The organism is Dictyobacter vulcani (assembly GCF_008974265.1).
Taxonomy (GTDB): Bacteria; Chloroflexota; Ktedonobacteria; order Ktedonobacterales; family Ktedonobacteraceae; genus Dictyobacter; species Dictyobacter vulcani.
In genome coordinates this window covers 681,793-708,139 of record NZ_BKZW01000003.1, presented here as the reverse complement: position 1 = coordinate 708,139, position 26,347 = coordinate 681,793, and the positions used below count along the sequence as shown (strand labels likewise).

Here is a 26,347-nt window from a genome sequence, read left to right as displayed (position 1 = left end):
TCATGACTGACTGTTCAGATTTGTTCCAATCAAGATGATTGGAACTTATTTGCTGAGCTTATGCAAACTCAATAACTCACCTTGTAGCTCCTGGAGTATCTGCTTAAATGTATCAATTTCATCGATCGCTTGCGTAATTGCTTCAAGCTCACAGTCGCCCCGCTCTTCAAGTGCATCTAGAATCACGTATAAAGAACTACTGAGTGATCCATCATGCAAACTCATCTGTACTATCTCCTGGAGAATCTTCTCACGCACAAGCATACGTTTATCATAATCCCTGCATCGTTGCTGCTCGTTCATGTTTTTCTCCCCTCTTCTTAAAGACATTTATAGCCGTTGTGCCTCAGCCCTTCTTGCAATTCTCATTCTTATGTATGTCCAGATCAATAGCCCGGGACATTTCCATTAGATTATCCACCTCATTGCATTATCTATGTGCTGATATATTTACAATCAATCGGCCAGCATCGCACTATCTTATCACAACCATCTCTTCATGGCACACGGCCTCTTTCTCGGAATCAACCACTTCAAATTGTCTCGATATGATCTCGGTTATCTGCCTGACTGCTTCGTTTCAACACACCTGATCAACGCAGCATAGCAAAACTGTAACAACACTTTCGCTATGTTTATACTTGTGTTTCAATAACCAATCGGGACAGCAAGAATGGAATATAATGAAACCTTGCTTGCCTCTACCGCGTACCAGACACTGTAAAGATTGCAAAGGTGTAAAGGGAGGATGAGAGAGAATATGAATACGACTATTAATGCTGCCGCCAGTGGACAATTCGAAATTGGCGGCGATCTTACCGTAAATCGTCTTGGCTTTGGAGCTATGCGCATCACAGGCAATGGTATCTGGGGCGAACCAGAGGATCGCGCAGAAGCGCTGCGCACGCTGAAGCGGCTACCAGAACTTGGTATAAACTTTATCGATACCGCGGATAGTTATGGCCCTGAGGTCAGTGAGAACCTGATCCATGAGGCACTACATCCGTATAAAGATATGGTTATTGCGACCAAGGGTGGTCTGACCCGCCACGGACCAGATATCTGGCCACCACTCGGTCGACCCGAATATTTACGTCAGTGTGTATTGATGAGCCTGCGCCGTTTGGGTGTGGAACGCATCGACCTGTGGCAGTTGCATCGTATTGATGCTAAGGTGCCTCGCGATGAGCAGTTTGATGCCATCAAACAAATGCAACAAGAAGGCTTGATCCGGCACGTGGGTCTCAGTGAAGTCAATGTTGAGGAAATTCAGGCCGCACAAAAGTTCTTTAAGGTGGCCACTGTACAGAATATGTACAATCTGGTGACCCGTCAGAGCGAGGAAGTACTCGATTATTGTGCCAGCAACAATATTGGCTTTATTCCCTGGTTCCCACTGGCTTCAGGAAATCTGGCCCAGCCTGGTACACTCCTTGATACCATTGCGAAAAAGAATGACACCACTCCCAGCGGAGTAGCCCTTGCCTGGATACTCATGCGCAGCCCGGTAATGTTACCAATTCCTGGCACTGGTAAAGTAAAACACCTGGAGGAAAATGTCGCGGCAGTAAATATTAAGCTGAGCGATGAAGATTTTAAGCAGCTTGATCTCCAGGGCCGTAAAGAACAAAAAAGCTAAATAGCAGAGTCTCTATGCCAGAAATCTGGCATCTGCATGAGTTATCCCGAATTTTGAGAACGGACGTTCAACCCTTGATGGAAGGCTGTTGAGGGTTGAACATTCCAGGCAAATAAAAATACAGGTCGGATCTCTTGAAAGAAGCGGCTTAAAGCCCATCTGAGACGATAGATGGGAACTTTCGCTTCTTTCTGCTTTTTCCCTGTTCGATGACAATACTCACGGAAAATCCATGTAATGATATCTCTGTAATCATCATCTAAAAGATGCAAAAGCAATGAATGGACGAGCGATATGATATGAAAAAACTTGTTACGCTTCTCCTTCTTCCAGATGCGAATCGTTTCAATCGCCAATTCACTTTTTTCATAGCGAAACACGGTTTCTACTTGCCATCTTCTGCAGTAGGCTTTGTAGATCTTCCATGCTTGCTCTTCCGTCTCAATACATCGATTCGTCACTAAATACCATAGTTCTCCTCCTCTTCTTACAATCACAACCCATAATGTTTCTGAATAGGATGCATGTCGTACCTTCATCCAGGTAATCCCTGTCTTGCGATTCTCATGCTTTACTGCATCCCAAATCATACGATGATCTCTTGATCTTTTCTTCTTTCCTAATTGACCTAATGAGTTCTCTTCCCCATTTTCATCAAAAAAATGATGCCCTTTCTTCCATCGAATCACGAAATCAACGTGCCGCCTCCACATCATCTCTAACCATGGACCACCAGCGTATCCCCGATCAAACACGTGCAATACATTTCTTCCCCACTCCCTCGCTACTTTCGCTAACATTTTTTCCTCTTCCTCTTTGGTCGTTTGAGCATCTGGACCTCTTCTACTTCAAAAGTCCATCATTGCCAGTGATGGCTTCCCTTTCTCTCCTACAACCACACACGCTGTCCACTCGTATCCTTGCACAATGATCGGTTTTCCTCCTGGCTGATTAAATATTCCCTTCCGTGATTTTTTTCGCCTTGCTGCTTTACTTGACCGAACTGCACACAAATCTTCTGCTTTTTGGCTCTCTGGCTTTTCTATCTCACTTCCGTCCCAAACGACGAGAATCTCCTCTCCCTCTCTCTTTAACTCTTCATATCGCTCTTGGGCCTGATTCCATTGGAAGATCCTGATCAGCTCTTCACTCCATTTTTCCGATGTGAGCAGGCGATGAATCCTCTTTTCTCCTGCTGTCGCTTGTCTCCCGCTGAGCATGGTTGACCCTAATTCGCTGACCATCAATCCTGTTGACTGATTTCTAGCTTCGATAATGGTTCGGATCAGCTGGAAGAATGTCCGCACTAGCCGCTTATCCACATACGCGTCTAGCGGCCTGGCAAGCGGCTCCAGATATTCTTCCATCAAGCTGGTAACTCGCTGCAATTTTTCCTGCGCCTCTTGCCGCTTTGTTCCTGCTATGGCATACTTGAGTGACATCGATGTTCAAAGACCTCCTGCTTGCGTTTTTTTTTGGTAGTGCAAGTATAATTCAGGAGGTCTTTGTTTTCTTCTTTTCACCCCTTTTTTCTTACTCGAACACATGTTCTCAAAATTCGGGATAACTCATGGAAGTTATTTCACTCATTTTACTTGTACGATTTAGGATGAATTACTGGTGCAATTTGATCAATCCGGTTAGTCCAGATTCCAGCATCATAGCCAGTCGGAAGGTTTTTGAGGTCACCTGGCGTATCGAAACCACTTGAGAAATCCTGGGTCCCATTCCCTTGGACCAGGACAACACGTGTATTGTGAGCGTCCATACGATCCAGAAAGCGATTAGGCCAGCCCCAGAGCCATGGGGCAACTTTATCTGGCAATTGCAATTCTATATTTCGACAGGCAGGTGGCACATAGCCAGTCCATCCGATGGCAACATATTGCAGCACACAATTCTGGATGATCGCTTTTGAGACCACTCTCATCTGAGGAAGTTGCTGATGCACAGCGTCAATTGGTTGGTCTCCTCCTTCAACTGTCAGAAGCTTTTGAAAAGGCGCGGGTAGTGCAGAAAGGATATCCGCCAGCCGTACTCCTTCCTGATAATTGTCACTTTTGATATCAACACGCAATGGTCGATCAGGAAATGCTTTCAGTACTTCTTCAAGTGAGGGCATCAAACCAATGCCTTTGCCACGAAAAGGAAATGTTTTGCCTCCATCAGCGGTATATCCGTAGCCAATATCAAGTTTTTGCAATTCCGCTAATGTGTATGTAGTGGTTACGCCTTTCCCGTTGGTTCGGCAATCAAGATTCCAGTCATGGAAGACGGCAAATTTTCCATCTTTGGTTGACTGCACATCAAATTCAACAACATCGGCTCCAAGCTTAAATGCAGCATCCATTGATGCAATAGTATTTTCCAGATATGGATGTGCGGGCGGAAGCATACGCGCAGCGACACAGGTCTGGTTGGTCAAACCTTTTGTAATATATGGTTGCGAAAGTGCTCCATTTGCCACTAAAAATGGTCTCCCAGTCCGCTCTTTGACAAAAAGAGGACCATTATTCAAAAAAATAAAGATTACGAATAACATCAGGCAGACTAGGATGATCCTGAGAATTTTTTTCCTGTTCGGACGTTGCTTTTTACCAGTGGCGGTCTTTTCCATGCCGTTATAGAGACCTTCTTCCATGATTTTTGTGGCTCATCGATCGCTTATACATATTCTTCTTGGCCCAATAGGATATACTGGTCAACCAGACTCCGCGATAATATTAGCACATTGGTTTGCTTTCCCTGCTTTCGTGCAGCGCATGAATAGCCTCTCTGATACCGTAATATACAATGACCAGGGAGGCAAGGGGATCAGCCCACCACCAACCAAAGAGTGTATTAAGAACAATACCAAGCAGGACAGCTCCGGCAAGATAGGCATCAACCAGCGTTACACGCCCTTCCGTGAGTAACACTTCATTTTGCAATTTCTGTCCGATTATTCTTTTACCGGAAGCAAGTAGAAGCATAACGATAAAGGTTGCAGCCATCCAGACAATACCGCCAGTGGACGATACTGCATGCGTCCCAGTTATAAATGTGTAGAATAATTGCGCGATAATATATACCACCAGAGCAATAAAAGCACTCCCGATCAGTCGGAGCGCTAATCGCTCACGGTTCTGGTTGACCCCGGTGAGTTGCCAGACCACCACCATCGAGGCAAAAATTTCAATGAGCGAATCGAGTCCAAAACCCGCCAGAGCAACCGAATGAGCCATATAGGCTGCAGTCACCACGATAAATACACCAACTACATTCCAGCCAAGCGTCATATATTCCAGCCAGAGCCCTCGTTTGAGCAGAGATGTTTGCTGCAAAAAAACCTCCAATGATATTAAAAAATACGATCAATAATGATATATTAAAAAATGACGAAGCCTGCGTCAAGAAGCTTTTCCTGTCATGGACACTGCACGCATTAAAAAAAACCATGAAATTTTACGAATTAAAAAGAGAGGTGCTGTATGAAATTCGCGATTCGACCTGCTTCTAATGATGACATTGAAGAACTGATTCAATTATCTTTGTTAGCCTGGGCTCCAGTTTTTATCTCCTTTGAGCAAGTCTTAGGCTCAAAAATCTATTCATTGCTCTATCCAGATTGGCAGAAACAACAGAGCGAAGTGGTTAAGCACTTTTGTAAAGATGATGAGAAAACCATAGTCTGGGTGGCTGAACTAGAGGGAATAATTGCTGGATTTATAGCCTACACATTGAATATTGAGGATAAAAGCGGTGAAGTGGAATTACTTGCAGTGCATCCTGAATATCAAAACCGTGGCATAGGTACTCAATTGAACAAATTTGTGCTGGCAAAGATGAAAGAAAATGGCATTAAATTAGCTGTTGTGGGTACAGGTGGTGATACAGGTCACGCACCTGCGAGAACAACGTACGAGAAAGCTGGCTATACGCCTTGCCTCTGGTTCGTTATTATCAAGCTTTGTAATAGCAGATACCCATCAGGTACGCATACCTTTGATGGCAACAGTGATCAATGTATGAGCCAGTTCCTCTGCATCAATAATGTCGGATTTTAGCAGGTCGTCAAAATCTGTATGGAAAACCTGGAACAGCATGCGTACCAGAACTGGTGTAGAGAGTGTAGCATCTATGCTGCCTTCGGCTTTGGCTTGCTCAATCAGTTGTGACCATTGCGTGGCTAGCCGCTCCCTTTGGGCCTGGTAAATAGGATTTTGCAGCACGACCACGGGTGCCAGTTCAATGTTAATGCGCCGCATTGCTGCACGGCGCTCCAGGCTTTTGCGCAGGATCGTTTCCAGGCGCTCCAGCGCGGAGGCAGTGGACTCAAATTCTGGTGTGAGTTCTGCTTCAATCATCTTCATCCCACGCACAATCACGCCAATCGCCAGCGCTTCCTTGGAGGAAAAATGCTGATAGATGGTCATTTTTGCCACCCCAACACGCGCAGCTAGCTCATCCATATTCATTTTTTGATAGCCTTGCTCCAATAATAGTTGGTAGGCGGCCTCCAGGATCACGTCCTCGCGTAATGCTCTCTGCTTCTCACGAAATGATTTCACTATTTTATACTCTCCGTATAAATTTAGACTTGACGCATAAAAAATAAACTGTTAGTATTTATTATAGCAAGGTAAGTAAGCTTTGAACAGTCCTTACAAAAACAGGGACAGCACTTCAATAATCCTTGACCGATCAGAGTTAGGAGCAATATCCTATGCACATTCTTCTTCTTGGGGCCACAGGACGCGTTGGCTCGTTTGCGATCGAGTACGCACTGGCAGCCGGACATCATGTAACAGCGCTCGCTCGTAATCGTGCCAAAGTCCAGCACGCCTCCTCTAATCTTGTCGTTGTAGAAGGTGATATCTATCAACCACAGTCCTTTATCGATCAACTCCAATCACAGCAGATCAATGTACTGATTAACGTGGTTGGCGGTGATGTTTTTAAGCCATCTACAGTGGTAACAGATAGTGTGCAGGCTGGACTGACAGCAGTACAACAGCTCAAAATTCCGCGCTATCTGGGCATTACTGGCGTTGCGGAAATGACTGCCTGTGGACTGGGCGGTTCTATCACTGGCGGCTTATTACGGCGCTCGCCGCTTCGCCATGCCGTTCGTGATCATGATCATGCCTGCGCGCTGGTCAAAGCCTCTTCAGTAGATTGGGTACTGGCTGGCTGTCCTTATATCCGTGACGGTCGGCATACAGCCAGCTATAAGGTGGTACCGGACTGTTTTCCCGGCGGCTTCAAAATCATTTCACCCGCAGATGTGGCCAATTTCTTGCTTAAAGAGGCTCAGGAAAAACGTTATAGCAAACAAATCGTCGGCATCTGGAATTAAACGTTGTCAATTCAATAGCCGCGTCACCACCAGATAACACTGGTTTATATCGCGCGTTTTTAGATCAGTGTGCGAGATACAAAGGGAGAGCTACCGCCCCATCCAAATGGCCTTATCCTCCCCCTTCAGCAGGCTCAGCATACTCACACGCTGCTCGAACAAGGCTCAGTTCACGGTCATATCGTCCTGGAGATCTAAAATGTTTTATCACCAGTCAACACGGGCTATATTCCACTATCTTCAGGCTATAGGAAGAGTGGCCCGCGTTGTGTTCGTTACATCAGCAAAATGATCTTAGATGGCTCTCACTTCTTCAGCTTCTGCAGTCTGCTTCAAGTATGCATTTCTTATTAACAACTGTTTCTTCATATACTGCGTCAGGAATAACATTTCGGCCAGACGTCCCAGGACCCCTAAGGGGGCTCGAAACCGAAATTCATCAATCATTAATGTACCCTCTGACTGTGGCACAAATTCATGGCTATGTTTTATTTCGTGAAACGCGCCTTTGACCATTTCATCTGTAAAACGTGTGGGACGCTTATAGACGGTAATCTCTGAGGTGAGGTGCTGCCGAATACCAAAATGGGTGGCTTCCCAGGTCACGGTATCTCCCAGTTTCATCATGCCGGACGTTACTCCGGCAACCGGACGTTCATGACTCTTAGAGAGGGATTGACTATGGGCATCGACGTTTAAGGAAAGATCAAAACAACGTGCTGCCGGGGCTTGAATGAAAGTTTCTAAGTGTATCAGTGCCATTATTGTCACCTTGCTTCCTGGCAGGATTGCTCGTTGTCTACCACAACTAATTGCTATGTATTACTAGAAACAAGTAATCCTATAAGTATTATAGGCTCCTTACTATTTTATAGCAATAGAGATAACATTTCAGCAAAAAATTCGTGGCAAACCCAACATCGCATACATTATCATCATCTTTTTACCAGATCACCGATCTATGCTAGTGCAATCCGAATAGTGCTTGCAGGAGCCATAAACTTATCATCCCCGTACCAACTGTCAACAGGACATTTTTGGTGCGCCACGCGATGATGATCGCGATAATTCCAGCCAGTAAACGGGCATTATTCAGGGCAAGTGCCAGTTGCCCTTGCTTTAAGAAGAGGTCTGGTAGAATCAGGGCCGAGAGCGCGGCTACAGGCACAAAGCGTAATGCTTGCTGCAGCAATGGTGCCAGGCGCAACTTTCCTGTAGAGCCAATAAAGGAAAGGCGTGTGGCGAATGTCAATAATCCAATCACGATAATCGTTATCCAGATGATTTGCTGTGGCATACTTCTTCTCCCTCTTCACTCATAGCATGATATTTTTTACTGCGCTTTTCCATGAGCAAACCAACGGCGATGCCGGTGAAGATAGCAGCGACAATACTAAGCTTCAGCGGTAATGCTACAAAAGCCAGGGCGGCAAGGCCCGCTGCCAGAGCGGCGGCAGTATTTGCGCGATCTTTGAGGGCTGGCACCACCAGGGCAATAAAGGTCAGTGTCGATGCAAAATCCAACGACCAGCTGGCGGGAATCTGCGCACCCAGGAACACTCCCACTGCTGTACTCAGTTGCCAGCCAGTCCATAGCGTCAGTCCGGCACCAAAGAAATACCAGTGCTTATAATCGGACTCAATCTCTGCCCGTTGATAGTGCTGCATCGTTACCGCATAAGCCTCATCTGTAAGTAGGTATGCCAGCACGATCTTCCAGCGCCAGCCCAATTTCTGGACATGCCTGGCCAGCGATGCACTATAAAGCATATGTCGAATATTAACGATAAATGCAGTCAGGACGACCACCAGTGCCGGTGTTCCTGCCGCCACCAGTTGAGCAATGATAAATTGTGCGGAGCCAGCAAAGACCACAAGGGACATAGCCTGCGCAATTCCAGCTGGAATTCCAGCTCCCAGCGCTGAAACTCCATAAATCATGCCAAACGGCACGCCCCGAGCAAAATAGGCAGCTCTGCACGTGCGCCGCTCCAAAATTCTGAAGATCTTGTACTCATACCTCCAGTATAAACACATACACACACATAAATATTGTCTGAAATTGCTCTTTTTTGAGTTGTCTGAAAAGGAGAAGGTGAACCGCTAACCTTTATAGCGACCCGGTGATATGCCCACAATGCGCTTAAAGTGTCGGGTCAGATGACTCTGATCAGCAAAGCCTACCTGTTGGGCAGTCTCTGCGATTGGAACACCCAACCGGAGCAGGTTTCTGGCTCTCTGTACACGAATCTGCGCTTGATAGGCGTGCGGTGGTAGGCCTATCTGTCTGCGAAATGAGTGCAACAGATAAAAAGGGCTGACATAAAACTGTTGCGCCAGTTCTTTTAATGAGATATTCTCTGCGTAATGCGCCTCTAAATATTCTCTGATCCGCTGCGCACGTCCCTGATCATTGGGGAGCGCTTTCTGCCGGGGATGATCATCAGCATAGCGTACGATCAATTGTGCAAATGTCCACAGTAAGCGGGACTCGCGCTCTAATGAGGAGGCAGATTCTTCAAAGCTTTGATGCAGAATCGCGATCTGCCGCGCCAGCTCTGGATCATGGACCACGGGCTCGGGAAAGAATGGAACATCATATGGCTTGCCCACGATCTGTCGGGCCGCCTCTTGCAAAATGGAAACATCAGGATAAAGCACCCGATACTTCCATCCTTCTTTCTCGGCAGCCGATCCTGTATGTATCTCACCTGGATTCACCAGAAAGATACTACCTTGTGGCGCTATATGGTTCGCATGACGATACCAGAACTGTTCGGTTCCCTGCTCAATGATTCCCAGCGCATAACCTTCATGCATATGCGGCACAAAAGTATGCGTGACATATCGCGCCCGCAACAACTCCAAACCCTGCACCGCAGGATCACGCCAGAACTTCGCCTGCTCGCCAGCACGCATCCCAACACTCCATTCAAAAAACTATCCAATTTAATACCCACCTCTACATAATACGATCAGAAATGTCAGGGTAGTCACACAAACGCGATATTGCTGTATTTTTCCTTGAAGATTATTTGAGCCTCTCTGAGAGAAGTTGTCTTATTCTCAGCGTAATACATATATGCTTTCCTATAAATTGGTGTATCATCCTTTACAAGATATACAAGCAAGCTTATAATAGTGAGTAAAACATAACCTTACCCTTATATAGCCTCTATTTCTATACGTTATTCTACACCTATACAATTTTATAGCTTTTGTCATGACGATAAAATGAACGCGAAGGAGACGCAGGTATGCCGCCAGAAGAATTGATCGGTCAGTCGCTGGGAAATTACAGCATTCTGAGATCTATTGGTCAGGGCGGTATGGCAACTGTGTTTCTGGCTACAGATACTCATTTGCAGCGGGAAGTTGCTATTAAAGTGTTCAGCCCACGCTCACATGACAACGAGACCTTTATGCGCCGCTTCGCCCGTGAGGCAAAGGTGGTGGCTCGCCTTGATCATCCAAATATTCTAGCGATCTATGACTATGGTGAACAGGATGGCATCGCTTACTTTGTCATGCCCTACCTGACACACGGATCTTTACATGAGCATTTACAAAAACAGAAAATGTTGCCGATCGCAGATGCACTTAAGATAATTATTCCAATATTACATGCACTACAATATGCACATCAACACAATTATATTCACCGCGATATCAAACCCGGTAATATCCTTTTTAAGGACGATAACACCCCTGTCCTGGGTGATTTTGGGCTCGTTAAATTTATCCGTGATGAGGCAACCACCGACGCACTTGTCTCTGCTGAGATCACACGGACTGGCGACGTTAGCATTATGGGCACCCCTCAATACATGGCACCTGAGCAGATTCAGGGAAGGGCCAGTCGAGCAAGCGATATTTATAGTGTTGGTGCTGTACTCTATGAAATGCTTACCGGGACCCCACCCTTCTCAGCAAAGAACACGATCCTACTATTAAGCAAGCATCTCTATGAACAACCACATCCACTGAGATCGCTCAATCCCTCAATTCCACTTGAACTTGATCGGGTGGTGTCACGAGCACTGAAAAAAAATGAGGCCGAGCGCTATCCTACTCCCGATGCTTTTATTGCTGCACTGACAGATATGGCATGGGAAAATCAAACGCCTCACACAACGTCTACTCCACTGCTGAAACCATCCGAAGAGGAGCCGACCACACCGCTGATGACAACCCACATGCAGTCTTCTGACGAGTATCGTACGGTGTATCGTCCCGATACGGTAACAGGCAACGAGCTTGCTGGAGCCGCGAAACACAATCCAACACCCTCACTTCCAGCACAGACAGAGAGGAGCCGGCCGCGGCGTTTATGGACGCTGCTGATAGCGCTGTGCCTTGTACTGGTCGTATTCGCTTCGCTGGGCACCTGGTATCTTAGAATGCAGTCAGGCCCGGCCGCTATAATCAAAAGCACATCAACACCTGTAAAGACGACAAGAACAACCTCTAAAGCAACTGCAACTGCTAAAGATTCAATTGTCGCGGCGACACTGCCAACCTATGAGACCAGTTGTCCATCCACTGGACAGGTACGCAAGCCGACTCTTCTAAACCTTTCTAAACGGGGTAACGATCCGCAGTTGATCTATTATTCGCATTTCTATGATGCGATCAATCAGAAGTATTCAGGGGCACTGGTCCGCTATTCAGCGACCAATAGCAATAAGGTGACCTTGCTACAATCCGATAAGTTTTCAATCGATCAAGCGGTATTGTCTCCGGATAAGCAATGGATCCTTTTCTCAACCTCTGTCAGTGGCCAGCCTGCAAAGCTACAGATGTTGCGCATCGATGGCCAGGGACTTCAGACTCTGTACTGCACCTCTGATCCAGTCCAGATAAACCAGCTTTCCTGGTCTCATTTTGATGAAGTTGAGACGGGTCACGTTTTCTTTGACACCTGGTCGAATGCTATACCCCAGCCTCCACTTCCATCCCAGGCATATCAACTGGACATTCAGCATGGCACACTGATCCAGGAAAAGCTAGCGATGCAGAACATTAACCAGGTTATTCCTATTGGCTGGTCAAGTAGCACAAGCGTCTATCTTAAGGGGACAGATAACAGTGTCTATCTCTATACGCTTGCAACCAATGGAAAACCTGCACAATCAAAACTCATTCATCGTGGCTCAAGCTGCGATAGCTACTCACAAAATGCTACTACCAGTATGCAGGACCTGATTATGAGCCATTGTATTGGCATGGGCAACGGTAGTTGCAGCGGTGGATGTTCCAATAGCGGCCCTAGCACCATCACAGACCTCAATACCAATACCACGCTCTATACATCTCAGGATCAGGCAATTGTAGCTATTAACGCAATCGGAAACGGCGCATATTTAACACTGGTAAGAAATATCAATGCAGCCCGGGAAAGCCCGGACAATGGACTATATCTTCTTGATCAAGATCACCATTTAACCAGCATTCGCAAAAATGATGGTTCAACCTTTTTCTTCTCACAACAATCTAATCTGGATATCTTCTGTAGTAGTCAGTATGACTGTCCTTATTATGCACTACGGCTGGGCTCAACACAGGCCGTGGGTATGGATCAACTAGCGTTTGGCCCGACCAATGGCAATGGTCTGACACCTTTTGCCCAGTCCCAAACTGCCAGCCTGAGCATCGCTGGCTGGACACAGGATTAGTCCCTCCACTCCATACCGGTAGTCCTCGCGGCTGCCACCAGTTCCCGTCCGAGCAGGCTCACCCTATCCAATCTGCTATATAATACAGAGGCACCACGTTATGTGGCATCTAAAATGTCATACACACCATTGAAATGAGAATGAAGAAATGAGAATTGTAATTCCTGACGATTACCAGGATGCTGTACGAAATCTTGATTGCTTTAGTAAACTGGCTGGACATGAAGTGACTGTCTATCAGGATAGTGTAGAGGATGTGGAAACACTGGCGGCACGTTTTCAGGATGCAGAGGCCCTGGTGCTGATCCGAGAACGTACGGCGATCACTGAAGATCTGCTCGCTCGACTACCAAAACTAAATTTTATCAGTCAGACTGGCCGAGGCATCCCGCATATTGATGTCGATGCCTGTACACGCCATGGTATTCCAGTCGCGGTTGGCGGTGGCTCACCTTATGCTACGGCCGAACTCACCTGGGTCTGGTCCTGGCCGCTTTGCGCCATATTCCGCAGGAAGTCGCCAGATTGAAAGCGGGACAATGGCAAAAGACCCTGGGACTTGGCTTACATGGTCGCGTGCTGGGTGTGTTTGGCTATGGCAATATTGGTAAACTGGTGGCCAACTATGGTCGAGCCTTCGGCATGCAGGTACTGATATGGGGACGTGAGGGTTCCCTGTCCCGCGCTCAGGCCGATGGCTTCGCCGTCGCTTCCAGTCAGGAAGATCTATTTTCTCAGGCCGATGTGTTAAGCCTGCATGTCAAAATGGTGCCTGAGACACGAGGCATCGTCAAAGCCAGCGATCTGGCACGCATGAAGCCTACAGCCCTGTTCGTAAATACCAGCCGAGCAGCATTGATCGAACCTGGTGCGCTGGAAGAAGCGCTTCGTGCTGGTCGGCCTGGCAATGCCGCAGTCGATGTCTATGAAGTCGAACCTCTAACTGCATCTCCATTGCTACAGATGGATAATGTGGTGTGCACGCCCCACTTGGGCTATGTCGAGAAAGATTGCTATGAAGTCTATTTCGATGCCGCCTTTGATAACCTCGTCGCGTTCACAGCAGGAAATCCACTCAATATCGTCAATCCACAGACACTCACCAGAAACTAAACAAGCACATCCACTATCATTCAAAACCTCAGACCAGGGCTGTGTGCCCTGGTCTCTTGCTGGACAAGCCGAATCCGTCTAACCTTATTGCTCGTTTGCCAGTTGCGCTAACTTCTCGTTCACAATAGTAAGCAGATAAGCCATCTTCAGTTCTTGCGCCAGTTCAGCAGCGCGAGCAAAATGTTCACGGGCTTCGACAATTTGTCCTTGCCTGGATGCGATATCGCCATGTGTAATCAGTGCATGTAGAAGATAGGTTTGCAAACCCATCTCGCCAGCCAGTTGCTCAGCACGCTGACAATATTCCAGCCCGCGGATCAAATCACCTTGCTCAATATAAATATCGCTCACCAGCAACAGCGCAGGAGGAAGCCCCCGCTTAAAACACATCTCTTCGCGTATTTTCAATGAATGTAAAGCATAGTATAAACGCTGCTCACCTTCGGTATGATCCGTCAGATGGCGCATAGCTTCAGATGTAGCCCATTTATTTCCATACTGCTCAGCAAGTGCTAATGCTTGCTGATAGTAGTTTTTAGCCTCTTCCAAAGGCTTCTCCCGATCATAGGTAAGGCCGGCATAGAAGAGGAATTCAGACAGATGATAAAAATCTCCAATCTTCTTACCCAGGGCGGATGCCTGCTCGAAGTAATCTCGTGCCCTGCTATAGTCACTTTCTGCCCCAAGCAAGTTATGATAATAGAGCGTCTGGCCGGTCAGATAGTATGCCATGGCAAGCGCCTCCTCGTCCTGCAGATTTTGTGCTCCTTGCTGCGCCTGCTGGACCACGGAATGCATCAGGTCTTCATCATGATTAGTGAGGAAGTAATACTGGATCAAAAACTGTCCATAACGCAACAGGAATTTCACGCGCTGCTCAGACTGTACTTCCTGGTCTATCAGCAGTGTTTGCGCACATTGCCAGATCTTCCTTGCCTCATCAATACTCCCCTGGAAATAATATGCCTCCGCGATCTCGCTCAAACTCCGCAACACGGTCGCATAACGCTCAGTAATCGCTTCATCAGTTAAAAACATAGCTTCTCAATACCTCTTTATTTACATATATGCTCACCTTGAGCACACTTTAGCAGTGTAAAGCCAGAGGAGACTGAATGCATCACCTGAAAGCGTGATTGCCAGGTTACATAAAATATTGTTTATAGTATATGCAACTCACGGGCATGCGTGACTGCTTGAATACGGTTGCGCACCCCCAATTTACCATAGATATTGCTCAGATGCGTTTTGACTGTGTTCAAACCAATAATCATTTTCTCAGCCATTTCCTGATTGGAAGAACCTGCAGCCAGGAGCCGCAAGACCTCCAGTTCGCGCTTACTTAATTGCTGCGTAACAACCTGTGGGGTATCCTGATTAGCAACCTCATGCTTGCAGGATTTGAGCAGACGATTAAGATAGCCAGCTATATTGGGTGGCGTTGGGAGCATCCTTTGTTGATAGGTCCGACGCAATTTCTTGAGCAGGACCGCTACTGGCATTCCCTCGTCACTAAAAGTGCGCAGGTAGTTCTGGGGCTCAGCCAGGATCAGGGCTTCCTCTAGCGTCTTTAAAGAGCTTTCGTGCTTTCCTTGCAACTCATAAATACGGGCCATGCTCAGAAGAAAACGGATAACATCACCATAGCGTTGCTCATGCCTGGCTTGTGCTAACAGGCGATCCAGAAGATGAAGAGCAGAATCAAACTCGTTGCGCACTATTAAGGCCTGAGCCAACAAATAATATTCATCCTTATCTACAGTTTCTGGCTCGTCTGCAGGATTCAGGTTGCTTTCTTGAGCCCAGCATAACAAGGGATTAAAATTACCCTCAATAGCATTCAGGTGCGCCCGCACTTCCCTCAGGAAATCGTGTCCCCGTGTGAAACTGGCCTGTCTCACCAGATTTTCTGCCTCATTAAACAGCGACCATACATCCTCAGACTCGCCACGGGCATGCATGATATAAATTAATCCAATATACCCAAGCAACCAGATCTTTACATCACCTCCCTACTGGCCCAATGCAATCCCTTGCCGTGCATGACGCTCCGCAGCGTCCAACTCGTCCCATTCATAATATATCTCTGCCAGACCTACATGCACAAATCCTAGCGGCGGTATATGTTCCTGCCCTATCTGGCGAATCCGCTCAAGGCTCTCTTGATAGAGTCTGTGTGCATAATACAGCCGACCCTGGCTTACATAAAGATTTGCCAGAGAACGCACTGCCAGTAAGGCAGCCCGTAGATTTCCACAATCCCAACTCAGATTAATCGCTACGCGGAAACTCTCTTGCGCAACCCACATCTCTCCCAGGAGCATACTCGTCGTACCCATACTAAGAGCTACCTCGCCACGCATATAGTGATCGCGCTCGCCAAGGCAATCCAGGGCTTGCTGTGAATATTCAACACTCTGCTGAATCTCGCTCTGATAGATAGATATGCGCGCCCGAATGGCTGCTATCTCTCCATGTAGCTCTCTCGCTTCACCAAGATCAATATCGTTACCTTGCAGACTATGTTCGGCAGAGCATAGATAGTGTTCAATTGATGCAGGATAAGCGGTATGCAGTGATACCCAGGACATAAAGATACAGAGACGTGGACGACTACATACAATTTCTGACGGCAAAGCACACAGCCAGTCAGACAGAATCAAAATTTCTTGCTGCATCAGCAGACTACGTCCCTGCTCCTCAATAAAGTTGGCTGCCTGCACAAAATCGCCTGCCTGCACTGCATGCGCGATAGCTTCTGCTGGTTGATTGTTCTGCGCATACCACATCGCAGCCCGGCTATGTAAAATCTTCGCCTGTTCAGGATAGACCTGTTCCAATTGTGTCCGCAAGAATTCAGCAAAGAGGTGATGATAGCGAAACCAGTTCTGGGGGTTATCAAGTCGCGTTAGAAAAAGATTCGCTCGCTCCAGGTGGTGCAAAATATCCTGGCTACCCGTTTGCAGTGTGACAGCGTTGCATAACACGGCCTGCAAATGTTTCAGAATCGAGGTATGCAGCAGAAAATCACGTACCTGAGCAGACTCACGGGCCAGTACCTCGCTAGCAAGATACTCAAAAATAGCTTGCTGATCCCCATCAACAACAGACGGATAGGTAGCATTTATCGACCCACCTCTATTCCAGGCTAATATTGTCAAATAGAGGCCAGTTACCCAACCTTCTGTTTGTTCCAATAATTGCGCAAGCTCCTCTGATGTAATCCGACGCTCAGTTAAACTCTGTATGAAAGATTCAGCTTCCTCACCACTAAAACGTAGCTCATTAAAACCTAGCTCCATCAATTGCCTCCGAGCACGCAAACGGGCTAGCGGTACTGGCGGCAAGGAGCGACTCACAATGACTATATGCAGTCTATCTGATGCATGTTCCAGTAGAAAAGACACACTCTCGTGTACTTGCTGATTGGTCAACGTATGGTAATCGTCCAGCACCAGCATCACATCCTCAGGCAATGTCCCCAGAGCATTCACTAACGGAATCAAAAAGGATTCCATGTTCCCGCTTTGTAATGTCGGTAGCAAGCACAAAAGTTGCCCCGCCAGCACTGGATAAATCTTTTGCATGGCGGCCAATACATAGTGCCAGAAATGGGTTAGCTCGTTTTCATCTTTATCTAACGAAACCCAGGCTATAGGAATAGAAAGATCTTGCAGCCATGCACTGACGAGAGTGGTCTTGCCTGAGCCTGCTGGACCTGTAATCAGAAATAGTTTGCTGGCGGCATGCTTTCTCAAGCTGTCGATTAAGCGTGGTCGGGCAATAAGTGCGGATGAGAGTGTTGGCGGGGTTATCTTTGTGGTGAGTAGAAATTGTTGCGCAGGCGTTCCAGTAATCGGTGGATTCTGAGGATGTATTGTATGCAGCAAACCAGCAATTTCGGTCAGGCGAGCCAACGATATTTCCTCGCTTTTACCCAGATAGGCGGTCCTCAGCAAACCCTGCTGGCGACGATACGCATACCAGTACCAGCCTGCAAATCGCTGCTCCTTGCGAGCGGTAAATTTACCAGACGAGGAGGTAAAACGGAAAACGCTATGTTCGGTTAACCAGGTAAACCATGCTGGCGTATCAACCTTTATGGCTTGTAAACTATCATGTGTAATGAGTAATCCCTGTTGTATCTCTGGCGTCGTGCGCGTCATTAATACTCACCCCTGAAGTAAGACAAAGTTACACAAAACCATAGCATCAAGCTGATGACAAGTCAAGACATCCTCCCCTGCCAGGTTTGTGGGTTATTGATAGATACAAAAACTGTCCAATTGGACAGACTCTTTTCCAGGCGCTTTTGCTATAGTAGCAATACTCATCTAGCTGATTATTTGCAGCAATAACAATAATATATTTAGAAAAGGTAAAAGGAAACATGATATCTGAACAATGGCCTGCAGATCTCCCAATAGCACGTGTACGTGTAGCGCGTCCAACTGACCGTCTGGATGAGGTTGTAGCATTTTATCGTGATGGCATCGGTTTAAACGTGCTCGAATCCTTTGAAGGGGCAGGCTATACTGGCGTGCTACTCGGCTTGCCAGGAGTAGCCTATCATCTGGAATTTACTCATCACGTCGACGGAAGCGATTGTCCCGCACCATCAAGAGATAATCTCCTGGTGTTTTATCTCTATGATCGAGCAGCGATGGACCGTATTGTAGCAAGGCTGCATACACAGGGCTATCCATCAGTTCCTCCCGAAAATCCTTATTGGAGCGAAGATCGCTGTGCGACCATCGAAGATCCCGATGGCTGGCGCGTGGTTTTCATGCATATTCAACAACCTGCCAGCTAGAGTTCACAAGGAAACATACTCACTAGCGCACCTGACATCAAAATCAGCGGGCAAACTGGTCCACCACATGCTAACCAGATATCAGATTCGCAGCAAAAGGCTGCACTTTGGCGCTATTTTTGCTATACTATTAGCATGAGTTATCAGATTTTGTTGTACTACAAATATGTCGAGGTTGCCGATCCCGAGGCGGTGAAGCTGTGGCAGCGGGCACTGTGTCAGTTGCTTGGCTTAAAAGGACGCATCATTATTGCGGCGGAAGGCATCAATGGCACGGTCGAGGGACCGGTTGCTAAGATCAAACAGTATGTCCAGGCGATGAATGAGTATCCAGCGTTTCGGGAGATCAACTATAAGCGCAGTGAAGGAAACGGCGAGGCCTTTCCATCATTGTCGGTGAAGGTGCGCTCAGATATTATCAGTAATAGTGTGGCGGAATGGGGTGTTAATCCTACGCAACTCACTGGTAAGTATCTGTCAGCGGACGAGTTACATGAGTGGTATGAGAGCGGAAAGAAATTTTATCTGGTCGATATGCGCAATGATTATGAGCATAAAAGTGGGCATTTCGAGAATGCGATTCTGCCTGCAATAGAAAATTTCCGCGATCTACCAGCTGTGCTGCCTGAATTGCAGCAGTTAACAGATGCTCCAGTGGTGACGGTCTGTACCGGCGGTGTACGCTGTGAGAAGGCCACGGGCCTGTTACTGAAAAATGGGATGCAGGATGTCTATCAGTTGAAGGATGGCATCGTGACCTATATGGAGAAGTATCCCAATCAGCATTTTAAAGGCAAGCTGTATGTCTTTGATAACCGTATCTTGATGGACTTTGCCACTGACCGCAAGCCTGAGCATGAAGTTGTAGGTCGTTGTGTCTATTGTCATCAACCATCTGAACAGTATGTCAATTGCACCAATGATGCCTGCCATCGTCATCTGATTTGCTGCTCGGATTGTCTCTCCGAACATACTCCGTTTACCTGTCCTCAGGGTTGCCGCGCATAGATTGGAGCCGCCTGCACGCTGTGCAGGCTCTATGCGTCAGCATTACATACACGACACCTACCAACTTTTCAGACAAGCTCCACACTATGTATCCGGTGTCCACACGCTACAATGTTGTGCATCTGAGACACATAAGCACAATTTCAGCTATCCTTTTTTGCAACATTTTACAGTATGCTCTTAGTAACACTGATGCTACTCCTTATCTATGTGTAACAGAAGATGCTATACGGAAAGGTTGAAAAAGAATGATTGCTACAGATATAAAACAATCCTTTGTTGAAAATGGCTATGTGGTCGTAAAGCAACTTTTCACGCCCGCCGAGGCTGAATTTTTCCGGAACCATTATATGGATCTGCGCGCTAAAGGCAGCTATCCAGGTGATACGGTTGGCGTTGATCCTGAGAACAATGATCCGCTGAAACGCTATCCACGTATGATTCATATGCATCACTGGGATGAGACCAGCCTGCGTTTCTTAATCGATGCTCGCTTAAATGAGGTGCTGACAGAACTCCTTGGCAGTGAACCCTATGCCGCCCAGACAATGCTGTATTTTAAACCACCAAAGGCACGTGGACAGGCTCTGCATCAGGATAATTTTTTCCTACGTGCTCGTCCGGGCACCTGCATGGCGGCATGGATGGCACTGGATCCTTGCGATGAAGAGAACGGTTGTATGAAGGTAGTCCCTGGCAGCCAGGATTGGCCAATCATGTGCACTACCGAGGCCGACACCCAGGCCAGTTTCACTGATATTCAGGTTCCCATCCCTGAACAGCAAGAAGTGCACTCGGTGATCATGGAACCAGGTGATGTCCTGTTCTTTGGCGGATCGCTGGTCCACGGCAGTTTCCCCAATCAATCCAACGACCGCTTCCGTCGCGCCTTGATTGGTCACTATATCTCAGGGGAAGCCGACACAGTCGCCGGATATATGAAACCCTTATATCGAATGGACGGTACTACCCTCGATATCAACTACAGCTCTGAAGGTGGCCCTTGCGGCGTCTGGGTCAATGCCGAAAATGGACAACCAGCAATAGCACTCACCGGCACCCTGGCCAACTCCGGCGGCACCGAATAAGTTCATCTGCCTGATACATTAACGACACAAATGGTCAAACATTCAAGGGTTCCTGGCAAAATTGTATTGTCAGGAACCCTTAGCACATTATTGTGCGTCCTTGTAGGAAGGATTACATTTCTCTATACTTGGAGTATACATTTTCTTAGTGAAAGGCTGTGAATACTATGGTTTTAAGTGATGAAGTACGGCAGGCTCTAACTTCAGGGCATCTGGCTCATCTGACAACGTTGAATAAGGATGGGAGCCCGCAGGTTACCGTTGTATGGGTTGGGCTGGATAACGATGAGATTGTCTGCGCTCATATGAACCTGCACAAAAAAGTGCAAAATATCCAACGGGATGCGCGTGTGGCGCTTTCGATGGAGACAGGTGGCAAAACTAACACTCTGGATAACTATCTGGTCATCAATGGACACGCCAGGATTACTGAAGGCGGTGCGCCTGAATTGCTGAATAAGTTGGCTCAGATCTATATCGGGCCAGGCACAAAATTTATCCCAGATGGTGCACCCGCGGGTTATATCACCCGTATCACCGTCGATAGTGTCCATGGAATGGGGCCCTGGAGTAAGCAACACTAACAAAAGGCACTTCACTACGAGCAGCTCAATATGATGGTTGCTGTCTCTACAAACAGCAGAAATCTGGAGAACCAGAAAATAACTGGACACCTGCTGATGTACGAGAACTCAAAGCCTTTATGGAAAGCCACAGCAGTGAACAGCAAAGATCAAAACCCTACGAGATCAAGCTAGGCGGTCGCAGCCGTTCCCAAGATTGGGAGAAAGATCGCGCTTTAATGAAAGCGTTGGCCGAAGCGGGCGTCACCTGGTGGGTAGAATATGTGCCTGCTGGTGATCTAGAAACCATGCGCGAAGGCGTCCAGCGTGGACCACTACGCATTGAGTAGCCACCTCATAAAAGAGTGGGTCAATGATATCATCAACCGAATCATTGACCACTCTTTTACAAGCAAAGGTTCAACGATTTAGCCAGGCCTGCAGGTTTGCAAATCTGATTTATCATAAACAAGTCAATTGCCCACTCTCTACAAGGTTAACATTTCGCCTCGTGCTTCATCAATACTCTTGCGCCATGACCAGAAACCCACGCTTTTGCTGGCATTAGCAACATGTTCGACACCCATGACCACAAATCCAGCGCTTATAGCTCAGTGGCCATCTTCGGGAGTGGATTCTACTTGCCAGAATCCCACGACTTCGCAGTCACTGCTCCTTCAAGGAAGTGAATTTACGTGCCAGTATCTGTTTCCAGTATGCTTAGAAACACAAGCTGTAAGTATGCAGTGAATTAGTTTAATTTGACCCCTGGTGCATTCGCCAGACCTTCCTTTGCTATCTTCAGTTCCTTAGATACAGCTATTATTTCTTTTTAGCACTCTATACCCCTGTGCGATCGCCAGACCTTCCTATCTCCCATCACACCACTCTTTGAAGCGGCAATGACACCACTAGCCGCAATAAAAGGCAATTCTTTCAGCACTTTTCCATTCGTGTGGTGTTGTAATCCGTCTGAATAGACATAAATCACTCCTTTAGATGTATCCACATAAAATATGTCCATGCTCATACATTCTGTCTTTAACAAAGATAATTTGCATGTATTTATATAACGATTGTTTCATATTTTTTTAGCATATGTTTTGAAACCAGTGTCACAGGCTTCTCGTAAGTGGTGTAAGCCTGACCCTTCAGCTTTAAGTTAACAAAAAGGCGCGCACTGTGTCACAAGAATACAGTGCGCGCCTTTTTGTTTCTTTATACGTTACCCTCTTATTTCAGGAAGACTTGCTGGAGATTTTTCTCGGCGTTCTCGCGTTTAAACCAGCCAACGATCACAGCCACCAGACTGATCACGGCATTGACGATCAACGTCAACGAGATCCCGACCAGGCCAGCCATCCAGCCGGTAAACAGGTTACCAATCGGGGTGCTACCCGCAAAGACCAGCATATACACGCTCATGACGCGACCACGCAGATGGTCTGGTGCCACAGTCTGCAGTGTAGTGTTGGCAGCGGCGGTAAACGTAATCATACAGAAGCCGGTTACCATGGCGATGACCAGTGATAACAGATAATTATGGGAAAGCCCTACTGCTCCAAGTCCAACACAGAAGAAAGCTGCATACGTTAGCATCTTCTTGAAGCTAGGATTTTTGTGTCCTGTGGCGATTGTTAATGCACCAATCAAGGCTCCAACACCAAAGGAAGATGAGAGCAGACCAAATCCCTGTGCTCCCTGATGGAGCAGGTCAGTACTGACTAATGGCTCGACAACATTAAAGTTGACACCAAACAGTGAAACAACTCCTACCACAGCTACAATCAGGAAGATTGCTGGTGTCTGCCAGACATAGCGCAATCCCTCGTGCAAACTCTTTATCGGACCAACCGGCTCCGCTGTCGTCTGACGTTTGCCTGCAAACAACTTACTGGTATCCAGCAGGAGTAAACTGATCAAGACTGGAATAAAGCTGATCGCGTTACTCAGAAACAGTGGACCTTCACCAAAGCGTGCGATGATCAGACCTGCTACACCCGGCCCTACGATTTTGGCCATATTAAAGACTGATGAGTTCAAGGCCACCGCATTGCCCAGTGCTTCTCGCCCGACCATCTCTACCACAAAAGATTGGCGTGTGGGCATATCAAGCGAGTTGTTTACTCCTAACAGAAAGGCCAGGACATAAATATGCCAGATCTGCACGGTATGGGTCACATAGAGCACAAACAATATAGTCGCTAAGATACAGGCAAAGGTTTGTGTTGATAACAGTACTCTACGCTTGGGCAGTTTATCGGCAAGGACACCGCCAAACAAGGTGAATAGCAGCACCGGCAAAAATTGCAGTGCGCCAACTGTTCCCAGTGCCAGCGAATTATGTGTCAGTTGCAGCACCAGCCAGGATTGCCCCGTGGTCTGCATCCAGGTTCCGATCAGTGAAATAAGCTGTCCAGACCAGAATAGCCGAAAGTTTCTATGCTGTAACGCAGGAAATGCCTGCAAGAACTTTCCATTTTTTGGCTCTGCCAATTGATCAGTAGTAATTCGAATTCCGTTCCGTTCGGTAGTTTGCATTAAAACCGCTTTCCCATCTATAATTGCTTTACATATACAGATAATTTATCGCTATAAGAACCATCCATTTCTATTCCAAAAAGAACAGTGCATCATCCCTCAATAAGACCACACCTACATACCCCACTGGAATCACAACGAACAGCACAAAAAGAGACCGCTAAAAAATGATGCGTTGAATAATTTCCTGAGGTTTTATTCAGCCCCACACATCTACTACATTCCCTCTTTCAGCTCACTTACAGTATACAACAAGATTAACGTTAACGTCAATGTCATGCTATTCAATAAAGAAGGAGCTCTCTGCAAGAGCTTTTGAATTGGATTGATGGTCAATCTCGCTCATGAACAAAAAAGTTAGCGCTCAAAAAGAAACTGAAGATATTTTAGAGTCATAGTTGATCATAAAACAAGCTTTCTAAATACACGTGCGTTGTAATACATGTATTTTTATGATGATAGATTATCATATCTTATTGTTAATCTATACAATTATTTACATGCATGCAAATAACGAAGATCAGGTCTATTTGGTTGGCAGTTCTTAATAATTAATCTGCTAATAACATATAGATAATGTATAGATAACCTCTTTTAGTTATAATTTTCAGGAATGGCGGGAAAATACATATCTTTAATGTCACATTAATGTTATACTATTAATATGACAAAAATACTTTCTATGATGCTTTTCTGAACGGTCAGTACTTATAATGAGTAGCACGCGAGGAAAATCTTTCAATTAATCAGGATATTTTCCGGCCTTTCATGCGTAAGTAAAAGCAAGAAGAATGGAAAACCAATGCTCGTGGCGATAAAAGTCAAGCCTGAGATGTCAATGCAGACATTTCAAAGCTGGAATTTACGCGGTCCTGGTATCATAGCCTGCATTTTTGGCATGCCCTACAAGCATTCTTCCAATCCCCCCACAGCAGGTAAATCACCTGACATCCCCCCTCTCCTTCATGCCATTATTTTTTCCTGTATTACCTGGTCAGATGTATTCACATATTTAAAATCAGCAGGACAAAAATTGGCGACAGGAAGAAAAGGAAAGGAGGTGCCTCAAAGCCTGTAACAACGTTTATTTTCCCTTATTTTAGCAAGCAACGCTTGCAGCGTTCAGTACACAACACATATTTTCAGTCCAGATAAAGGAACATTCCATGAAAAGAAACAACATAATAACCCTTGTCCTTGTGCTCATCGTCGCACTGGTCGTGGGTATTGGTTCAGTGAGATACGCTGTTATGTCTCATGCCACTCCAACAGACAAGGATGCAGTCCAACAAGACAAAGATGCAGAGACAGATACAGACAAAGAGGCCTTTGTTGTAAATCCCAAAAGCAGCACCGGCTCGTGTGGCGTTGAGCGCTGGTCCGTCAAGACTGGCACCGATGCCGATGCTAGTTCGGTCAATCTTCAGTCGGTAACACCAACCACTATTTCTTACTTAACTTCGTTGGCGAAACCGGGTACCCTGCCATCTAACAACCGTATTAAGCCAACCGAAAGCACGCAATATCAACTGCAGGATACCCTGACCGAATATAAACTGGAGGCTGATTCTGACTATCATCTGGTCCTTGCCGATTCAACCGGCAAAACCATGATTGTCGAGATTCCCGACCCTGCTTGTACCGGCGCCTCTAGCCCATTTTTAACTGGTATCAAAAAAGCACGCGCAGAATTTGATGCTCGCTATACACCTAATAGTGGTTTCCAGGCAGCTAACGTACCTGTGACCGTCACCGGCGTCGGCTTTTTCGACTTCTTGCATGGCCAGACAGGTGTTGCTCCCAATGGCATCGAGCTACACGCGATCCTGGATATTCAGTTCGGCACCGGCTCACCAACTCCTACTCCTGTTAACCCGACACCTACTCCCACAGCGGTTGGACCAACTCCTACTCCTACCCCTATCGGAGCCACGCCAACTCCTACTCCTACTGGTGGTAATATTCTGACCAATGGTGGTTTTGAGAGTGGTTCGAGTTCCTGGACAGAGAGTTCTTCTGGTGGTTATGAGATCGTAGATAGCAGCAACCCCCATACTGGTAGCAATAGTGCCGACCTGTGTGGCTACAACTCTTGTACCGACACAATCTATCAGACAGTCACTATTCCATCCACTGCCTCGAAGGTCACGCTGAGCTACTGGCTCTACATTGGTACCAATGAAACGAGCACTACTACCTGCTACGATTACTTCCGTGTACGTCTGCGTACAACCACTGCGGCAACTATCTCAACTGTACAGACTAAGTGTAATATCGACGCACAGGGTTGGACACAGTATAGTTTTGATGTGACCTCATCACTCTCAAGCTATAAAGGTAAGCAAATTCAGGTCGCCTTTTTGGGTACCACTGATTCTGCAGCCTCTTCAACATTCTATGTGGATGATGCTGCCTTGAACGTCCAATAAGCAGTCACTTTAGCAATCCCGCTTAGCACAAGGAAACCTCCTGAGGGCATCTCTGTCGGTTCTGGTTACAGACAGTATCTCTCAGGAGGTTCCCTTATTTCTAGCTACCCTCACATATTCAGGATAGCCCACGTTTAACA

At 46.7% G+C, this 26,347-nt stretch carries 24 protein-coding genes and 2 pseudogenes; 12 read left to right on the top strand and 14 right to left on the bottom strand.

Going from position 1 to position 26,347, the window contains the following annotated elements:
- Positions 1-45 precede the first annotated feature (45 nt).
- The gene (locus KDW_RS27230) at positions 46-303 is read right to left on the bottom strand and encodes a hypothetical protein (RefSeq protein ID WP_151759056.1); all 258 of its coding nucleotides are present in this window, start codon (positions 301-303) and stop codon (positions 46-48) included.
- 457 nt (positions 304-760) lie between these two features.
- Between KDW_RS27230 and KDW_RS27225 the strand changes: the two genes are divergently transcribed.
- Positions 761-1,639, top strand: coding sequence for an aldo/keto reductase (locus KDW_RS27225; protein WP_151759055.1), 879 nt, complete (start codon positions 761-763; stop codon positions 1,637-1,639).
- A 41-nt stretch (positions 1,640-1,680) separates the two neighbouring features.
- Here the strand turns inward: KDW_RS27225 and KDW_RS27220 are convergent, their stop codons facing one another.
- The 4 genes from KDW_RS27220 to KDW_RS27205 form a co-directional block, all read right to left on the bottom strand.
- Positions 1,681-2,439 (bottom strand): transposase, encoded by a 759-nt coding sequence (locus tag KDW_RS27220; protein WP_151759054.1) that lies wholly within the window; start codon positions 2,437-2,439, stop codon positions 1,681-1,683.
- 48 nt (positions 2,440-2,487) lie between these two features.
- Complete coding sequence (locus KDW_RS27215) at positions 2,488-3,027, bottom strand: hypothetical protein (protein WP_233097927.1); 540 nt, start codon at positions 3,025-3,027, stop codon at positions 2,488-2,490.
- A gap of 203 nt (positions 3,028-3,230) precedes the next feature.
- The gene (locus tag KDW_RS27210; protein WP_151759093.1) at positions 3,231-4,256 is read right to left on the bottom strand and encodes a glycerophosphodiester phosphodiesterase family protein; all 1,026 of its coding nucleotides are present in this window, start codon (positions 4,254-4,256) and stop codon (positions 3,231-3,233) included.
- 106 nt (positions 4,257-4,362) lie between these two features.
- Complete coding sequence (locus tag KDW_RS27205; RefSeq protein ID WP_198925586.1) at positions 4,363-4,962, bottom strand: cation efflux transmembrane domain-containing protein; 600 nt, start codon at positions 4,960-4,962, stop codon at positions 4,363-4,365.
- 147 nt (positions 4,963-5,109) lie between these two features.
- On the opposite strand from KDW_RS27205, the gene KDW_RS27200 reads away from it, so the two are divergent.
- Positions 5,110-5,685: a GNAT family N-acetyltransferase gene (locus KDW_RS27200; protein WP_151759051.1), complete on the top strand. Its 576-nt coding sequence runs from the start codon at positions 5,110-5,112 to the stop codon at positions 5,683-5,685.
- Here KDW_RS27200 and KDW_RS27195 read toward each other — a convergent pair.
- Complete coding sequence (locus tag KDW_RS27195; protein WP_162005652.1) at positions 5,608-6,189, bottom strand: TetR/AcrR family transcriptional regulator; 582 nt, start codon at positions 6,187-6,189, stop codon at positions 5,608-5,610. The genes KDW_RS27200 and KDW_RS27195 overlap by 78 nt on opposite strands.
- Positions 6,190-6,344: 155 nt before the next feature.
- On the opposite strand from KDW_RS27195, the gene KDW_RS27190 reads away from it, so the two are divergent.
- Positions 6,345-6,977 carry an NAD(P)-dependent oxidoreductase gene (locus KDW_RS27190; protein ID WP_151759049.1) on the top strand — a complete coding sequence of 211 codons (633 nt, stop codon included), beginning with the start codon at positions 6,345-6,347 and terminating at the stop codon, positions 6,975-6,977.
- A gap of 294 nt (positions 6,978-7,271) precedes the next feature.
- On the opposite strand, the gene KDW_RS27185 is transcribed toward KDW_RS27190, so the two are convergent.
- From KDW_RS27185 to KDW_RS27170, 4 genes are all read right to left on the bottom strand, one after another.
- Positions 7,272-7,739 carry an SRPBCC family protein gene (locus KDW_RS27185; protein WP_151759048.1) on the bottom strand — a complete coding sequence of 156 codons (468 nt, stop codon included), beginning with the start codon at positions 7,737-7,739 and terminating at the stop codon, positions 7,272-7,274.
- Between the two features lie 202 nt (positions 7,740-7,941).
- Positions 7,942-8,274, bottom strand: coding sequence for an AzlD domain-containing protein (locus tag KDW_RS27180; protein ID WP_151759047.1), 333 nt, complete (start codon positions 8,272-8,274; stop codon positions 7,942-7,944).
- Positions 8,250-8,918, bottom strand: a complete 669-nt coding sequence (locus KDW_RS27175; protein WP_198925584.1) for an AzlC family ABC transporter permease — start codon at positions 8,916-8,918, stop codon at positions 8,250-8,252. Before KDW_RS27175 ends, KDW_RS27180 begins: the two co-directional genes overlap by 25 nt.
- A 162-nt stretch (positions 8,919-9,080) precedes the next feature.
- Positions 9,081-9,896, bottom strand: a complete 816-nt coding sequence (locus KDW_RS27170; RefSeq protein ID WP_151759046.1) for an AraC family transcriptional regulator — start codon at positions 9,894-9,896, stop codon at positions 9,081-9,083.
- Between the two features lie 338 nt (positions 9,897-10,234).
- On the opposite strand from KDW_RS27170, the gene KDW_RS27165 reads away from it, so the two are divergent.
- Together KDW_RS27165 and KDW_RS36200 are read left to right on the top strand one after the other, a co-directional pair.
- Positions 10,235-12,652: a serine/threonine protein kinase gene (locus KDW_RS27165; RefSeq protein WP_151759045.1), complete on the top strand. Its 2,418-nt coding sequence runs from the start codon at positions 10,235-10,237 to the stop codon at positions 12,650-12,652.
- 148 nt (positions 12,653-12,800) lie between these two features.
- Positions 12,801-13,765 (top strand): annotated as a pseudogene (locus KDW_RS36200) (D-2-hydroxyacid dehydrogenase family protein).
- Between the two features lie 84 nt (positions 13,766-13,849).
- Here KDW_RS36200 and KDW_RS27155 read toward each other — a convergent pair.
- From KDW_RS27155 to KDW_RS36195, 3 genes and pseudogenes are all read right to left on the bottom strand, one after another.
- Positions 13,850-14,803: a tetratricopeptide repeat protein gene (locus KDW_RS27155; protein WP_151759044.1), complete on the bottom strand. Its 954-nt coding sequence runs from the start codon at positions 14,801-14,803 to the stop codon at positions 13,850-13,852.
- Between the two features lie 122 nt (positions 14,804-14,925).
- A complete protein-coding gene (locus KDW_RS34335) occupies positions 14,926-15,216 on the bottom strand; it encodes a response regulator transcription factor (protein ID WP_233097935.1) in 291 nt (96 codons plus the stop codon).
- A 30-nt stretch (positions 15,217-15,246) separates the two neighbouring features.
- Positions 15,247-17,931, bottom strand: a pseudogene (locus KDW_RS36195) (winged helix-turn-helix domain-containing protein); the annotation flags it as partial.
- A 224-nt stretch (positions 17,932-18,155) separates the two neighbouring features.
- Here KDW_RS36195 and KDW_RS27140 point away from each other — a divergent pair.
- The 5 genes from KDW_RS27140 (at position 18,156) to KDW_RS27120 (ending at position 21,587) form a co-directional block, all read left to right on the top strand.
- On the top strand, positions 18,156-18,578 hold the full coding sequence (locus KDW_RS27140; protein WP_151759041.1) for a VOC family protein: 423 nt from the start codon (positions 18,156-18,158) through the stop codon (positions 18,576-18,578).
- Positions 18,579-18,713: 135 nt separating this feature from the next.
- The gene (gene trhO / locus KDW_RS27135) at positions 18,714-19,586 is read left to right on the top strand and encodes an oxygen-dependent tRNA uridine(34) hydroxylase TrhO (protein ID WP_151759040.1); all 873 of its coding nucleotides are present in this window, start codon (positions 18,714-18,716) and stop codon (positions 19,584-19,586) included.
- Between the two features lie 248 nt (positions 19,587-19,834).
- Positions 19,835-20,674 (top strand): phytanoyl-CoA dioxygenase family protein, encoded by an 840-nt coding sequence (locus tag KDW_RS27130; protein WP_151759039.1) that lies wholly within the window; start codon positions 19,835-19,837, stop codon positions 20,672-20,674.
- 167 nt (positions 20,675-20,841) lie between these two features.
- The gene (locus KDW_RS27125; protein ID WP_151759038.1) at positions 20,842-21,258 is read left to right on the top strand and encodes a PPOX class F420-dependent oxidoreductase; all 417 of its coding nucleotides are present in this window, start codon (positions 20,842-20,844) and stop codon (positions 21,256-21,258) included.
- Positions 21,259-21,377: 119 nt separating this feature from the next.
- Positions 21,378-21,587: a hypothetical protein gene (locus KDW_RS27120; protein ID WP_151759037.1), complete on the top strand. Its 210-nt coding sequence runs from the start codon at positions 21,378-21,380 to the stop codon at positions 21,585-21,587.
- A gap of 883 nt (positions 21,588-22,470) precedes the next feature.
- On the opposite strand, the gene KDW_RS27110 is transcribed toward KDW_RS27120, so the two are convergent.
- A complete protein-coding gene (locus KDW_RS27110; RefSeq protein ID WP_151759035.1) occupies positions 22,471-23,778 on the bottom strand; it encodes an MFS transporter in 1,308 nt (435 codons plus the stop codon).
- Positions 23,779-24,586: 808 nt separating this feature from the next.
- Here KDW_RS27110 and KDW_RS27105 point away from each other — a divergent pair.
- Entirely contained in the window at positions 24,587-24,856 is a 270-nt protein-coding gene (locus KDW_RS27105) for a hypothetical protein (protein WP_151759034.1), read from the top strand.
- Positions 24,857-24,944: 88 nt separating this feature from the next.
- Complete coding sequence (locus KDW_RS27100; RefSeq protein ID WP_151759033.1) at positions 24,945-26,207, top strand: hypothetical protein; 1,263 nt, start codon at positions 24,945-24,947, stop codon at positions 26,205-26,207.
- Positions 26,208-26,347: the final 140 nt, after the last annotated feature.

Bases quoted from the DNA above. Each gene is read 5' to 3' on its own strand.
- KDW_RS27120 (WP_151759037.1), top strand. From the start codon at position 21,378: ATGGAAAGCCACAGCAGTGAACAGCAAAGATCAAAACCCTACGAGATC.
- KDW_RS27210 (WP_151759093.1), bottom strand. From the start codon at position 4,256: ATGGAAAAGACCGCCACTGGTAAAAAGCAACGTCCGAACAGGAAAAAA.
- KDW_RS27100 (WP_151759033.1), top strand. From the start codon at position 24,945: ATGAAAAGAAACAACATAATAACCCTTGTCCTTGTGCTCATCGTCGCA.
- KDW_RS27190 (WP_151759049.1), top strand. From the start codon at position 6,345: ATGCACATTCTTCTTCTTGGGGCCACAGGACGCGTTGGCTCGTTTGCG.
- KDW_RS27230 (WP_151759056.1), bottom strand. From the start codon at position 303: ATGAACGAGCAGCAACGATGCAGGGATTATGATAAACGTATGCTTGTG.
- KDW_RS27175 (WP_198925584.1), bottom strand. From the start codon at position 8,918: ATGATTTATGGAGTTTCAGCGCTGGGAGCTGGAATTCCAGCTGGAATT.
- KDW_RS27200 (WP_151759051.1), top strand. From the start codon at position 5,110: ATGAAATTCGCGATTCGACCTGCTTCTAATGATGACATTGAAGAACTG.
- trhO (WP_151759040.1), top strand. From the start codon at position 18,714: ATGAGTTATCAGATTTTGTTGTACTACAAATATGTCGAGGTTGCCGAT.
- KDW_RS27170 (WP_151759046.1), bottom strand. From the start codon at position 9,896: ATGCGTGCTGGCGAGCAGGCGAAGTTCTGGCGTGATCCTGCGGTGCAG.
- KDW_RS27125 (WP_151759038.1), top strand. From the start codon at position 20,842: ATGGTTTTAAGTGATGAAGTACGGCAGGCTCTAACTTCAGGGCATCTG.
- KDW_RS27220 (WP_151759054.1), bottom strand. From the start codon at position 2,439: ATGTTAGCGAAAGTAGCGAGGGAGTGGGGAAGAAATGTATTGCACGTG.
- KDW_RS27140 (WP_151759041.1), top strand. From the start codon at position 18,156: ATGATATCTGAACAATGGCCTGCAGATCTCCCAATAGCACGTGTACGT.
- KDW_RS27155 (WP_151759044.1), bottom strand. From the start codon at position 14,803: ATGTTTTTAACTGATGAAGCGATTACTGAGCGTTATGCGACCGTGTTG.
- KDW_RS27110 (WP_151759035.1), bottom strand. From the start codon at position 23,778: ATGCAAACTACCGAACGGAACGGAATTCGAATTACTACTGATCAATTG.
- KDW_RS27225 (WP_151759055.1), top strand. From the start codon at position 761: ATGAATACGACTATTAATGCTGCCGCCAGTGGACAATTCGAAATTGGC.
- KDW_RS27185 (WP_151759048.1), bottom strand. From the start codon at position 7,739: ATGGCACTGATACACTTAGAAACTTTCATTCAAGCCCCGGCAGCACGT.
- KDW_RS34335 (WP_233097935.1), bottom strand. From the start codon at position 15,216: ATGCTCCCAACGCCACCCAATATAGCTGGCTATCTTAATCGTCTGCTC.
- KDW_RS27130 (WP_151759039.1), top strand. From the start codon at position 19,835: ATGATTGCTACAGATATAAAACAATCCTTTGTTGAAAATGGCTATGTG.
- KDW_RS27165 (WP_151759045.1), top strand. From the start codon at position 10,235: ATGCCGCCAGAAGAATTGATCGGTCAGTCGCTGGGAAATTACAGCATT.
- KDW_RS27180 (WP_151759047.1), bottom strand. From the start codon at position 8,274: ATGCCACAGCAAATCATCTGGATAACGATTATCGTGATTGGATTATTG.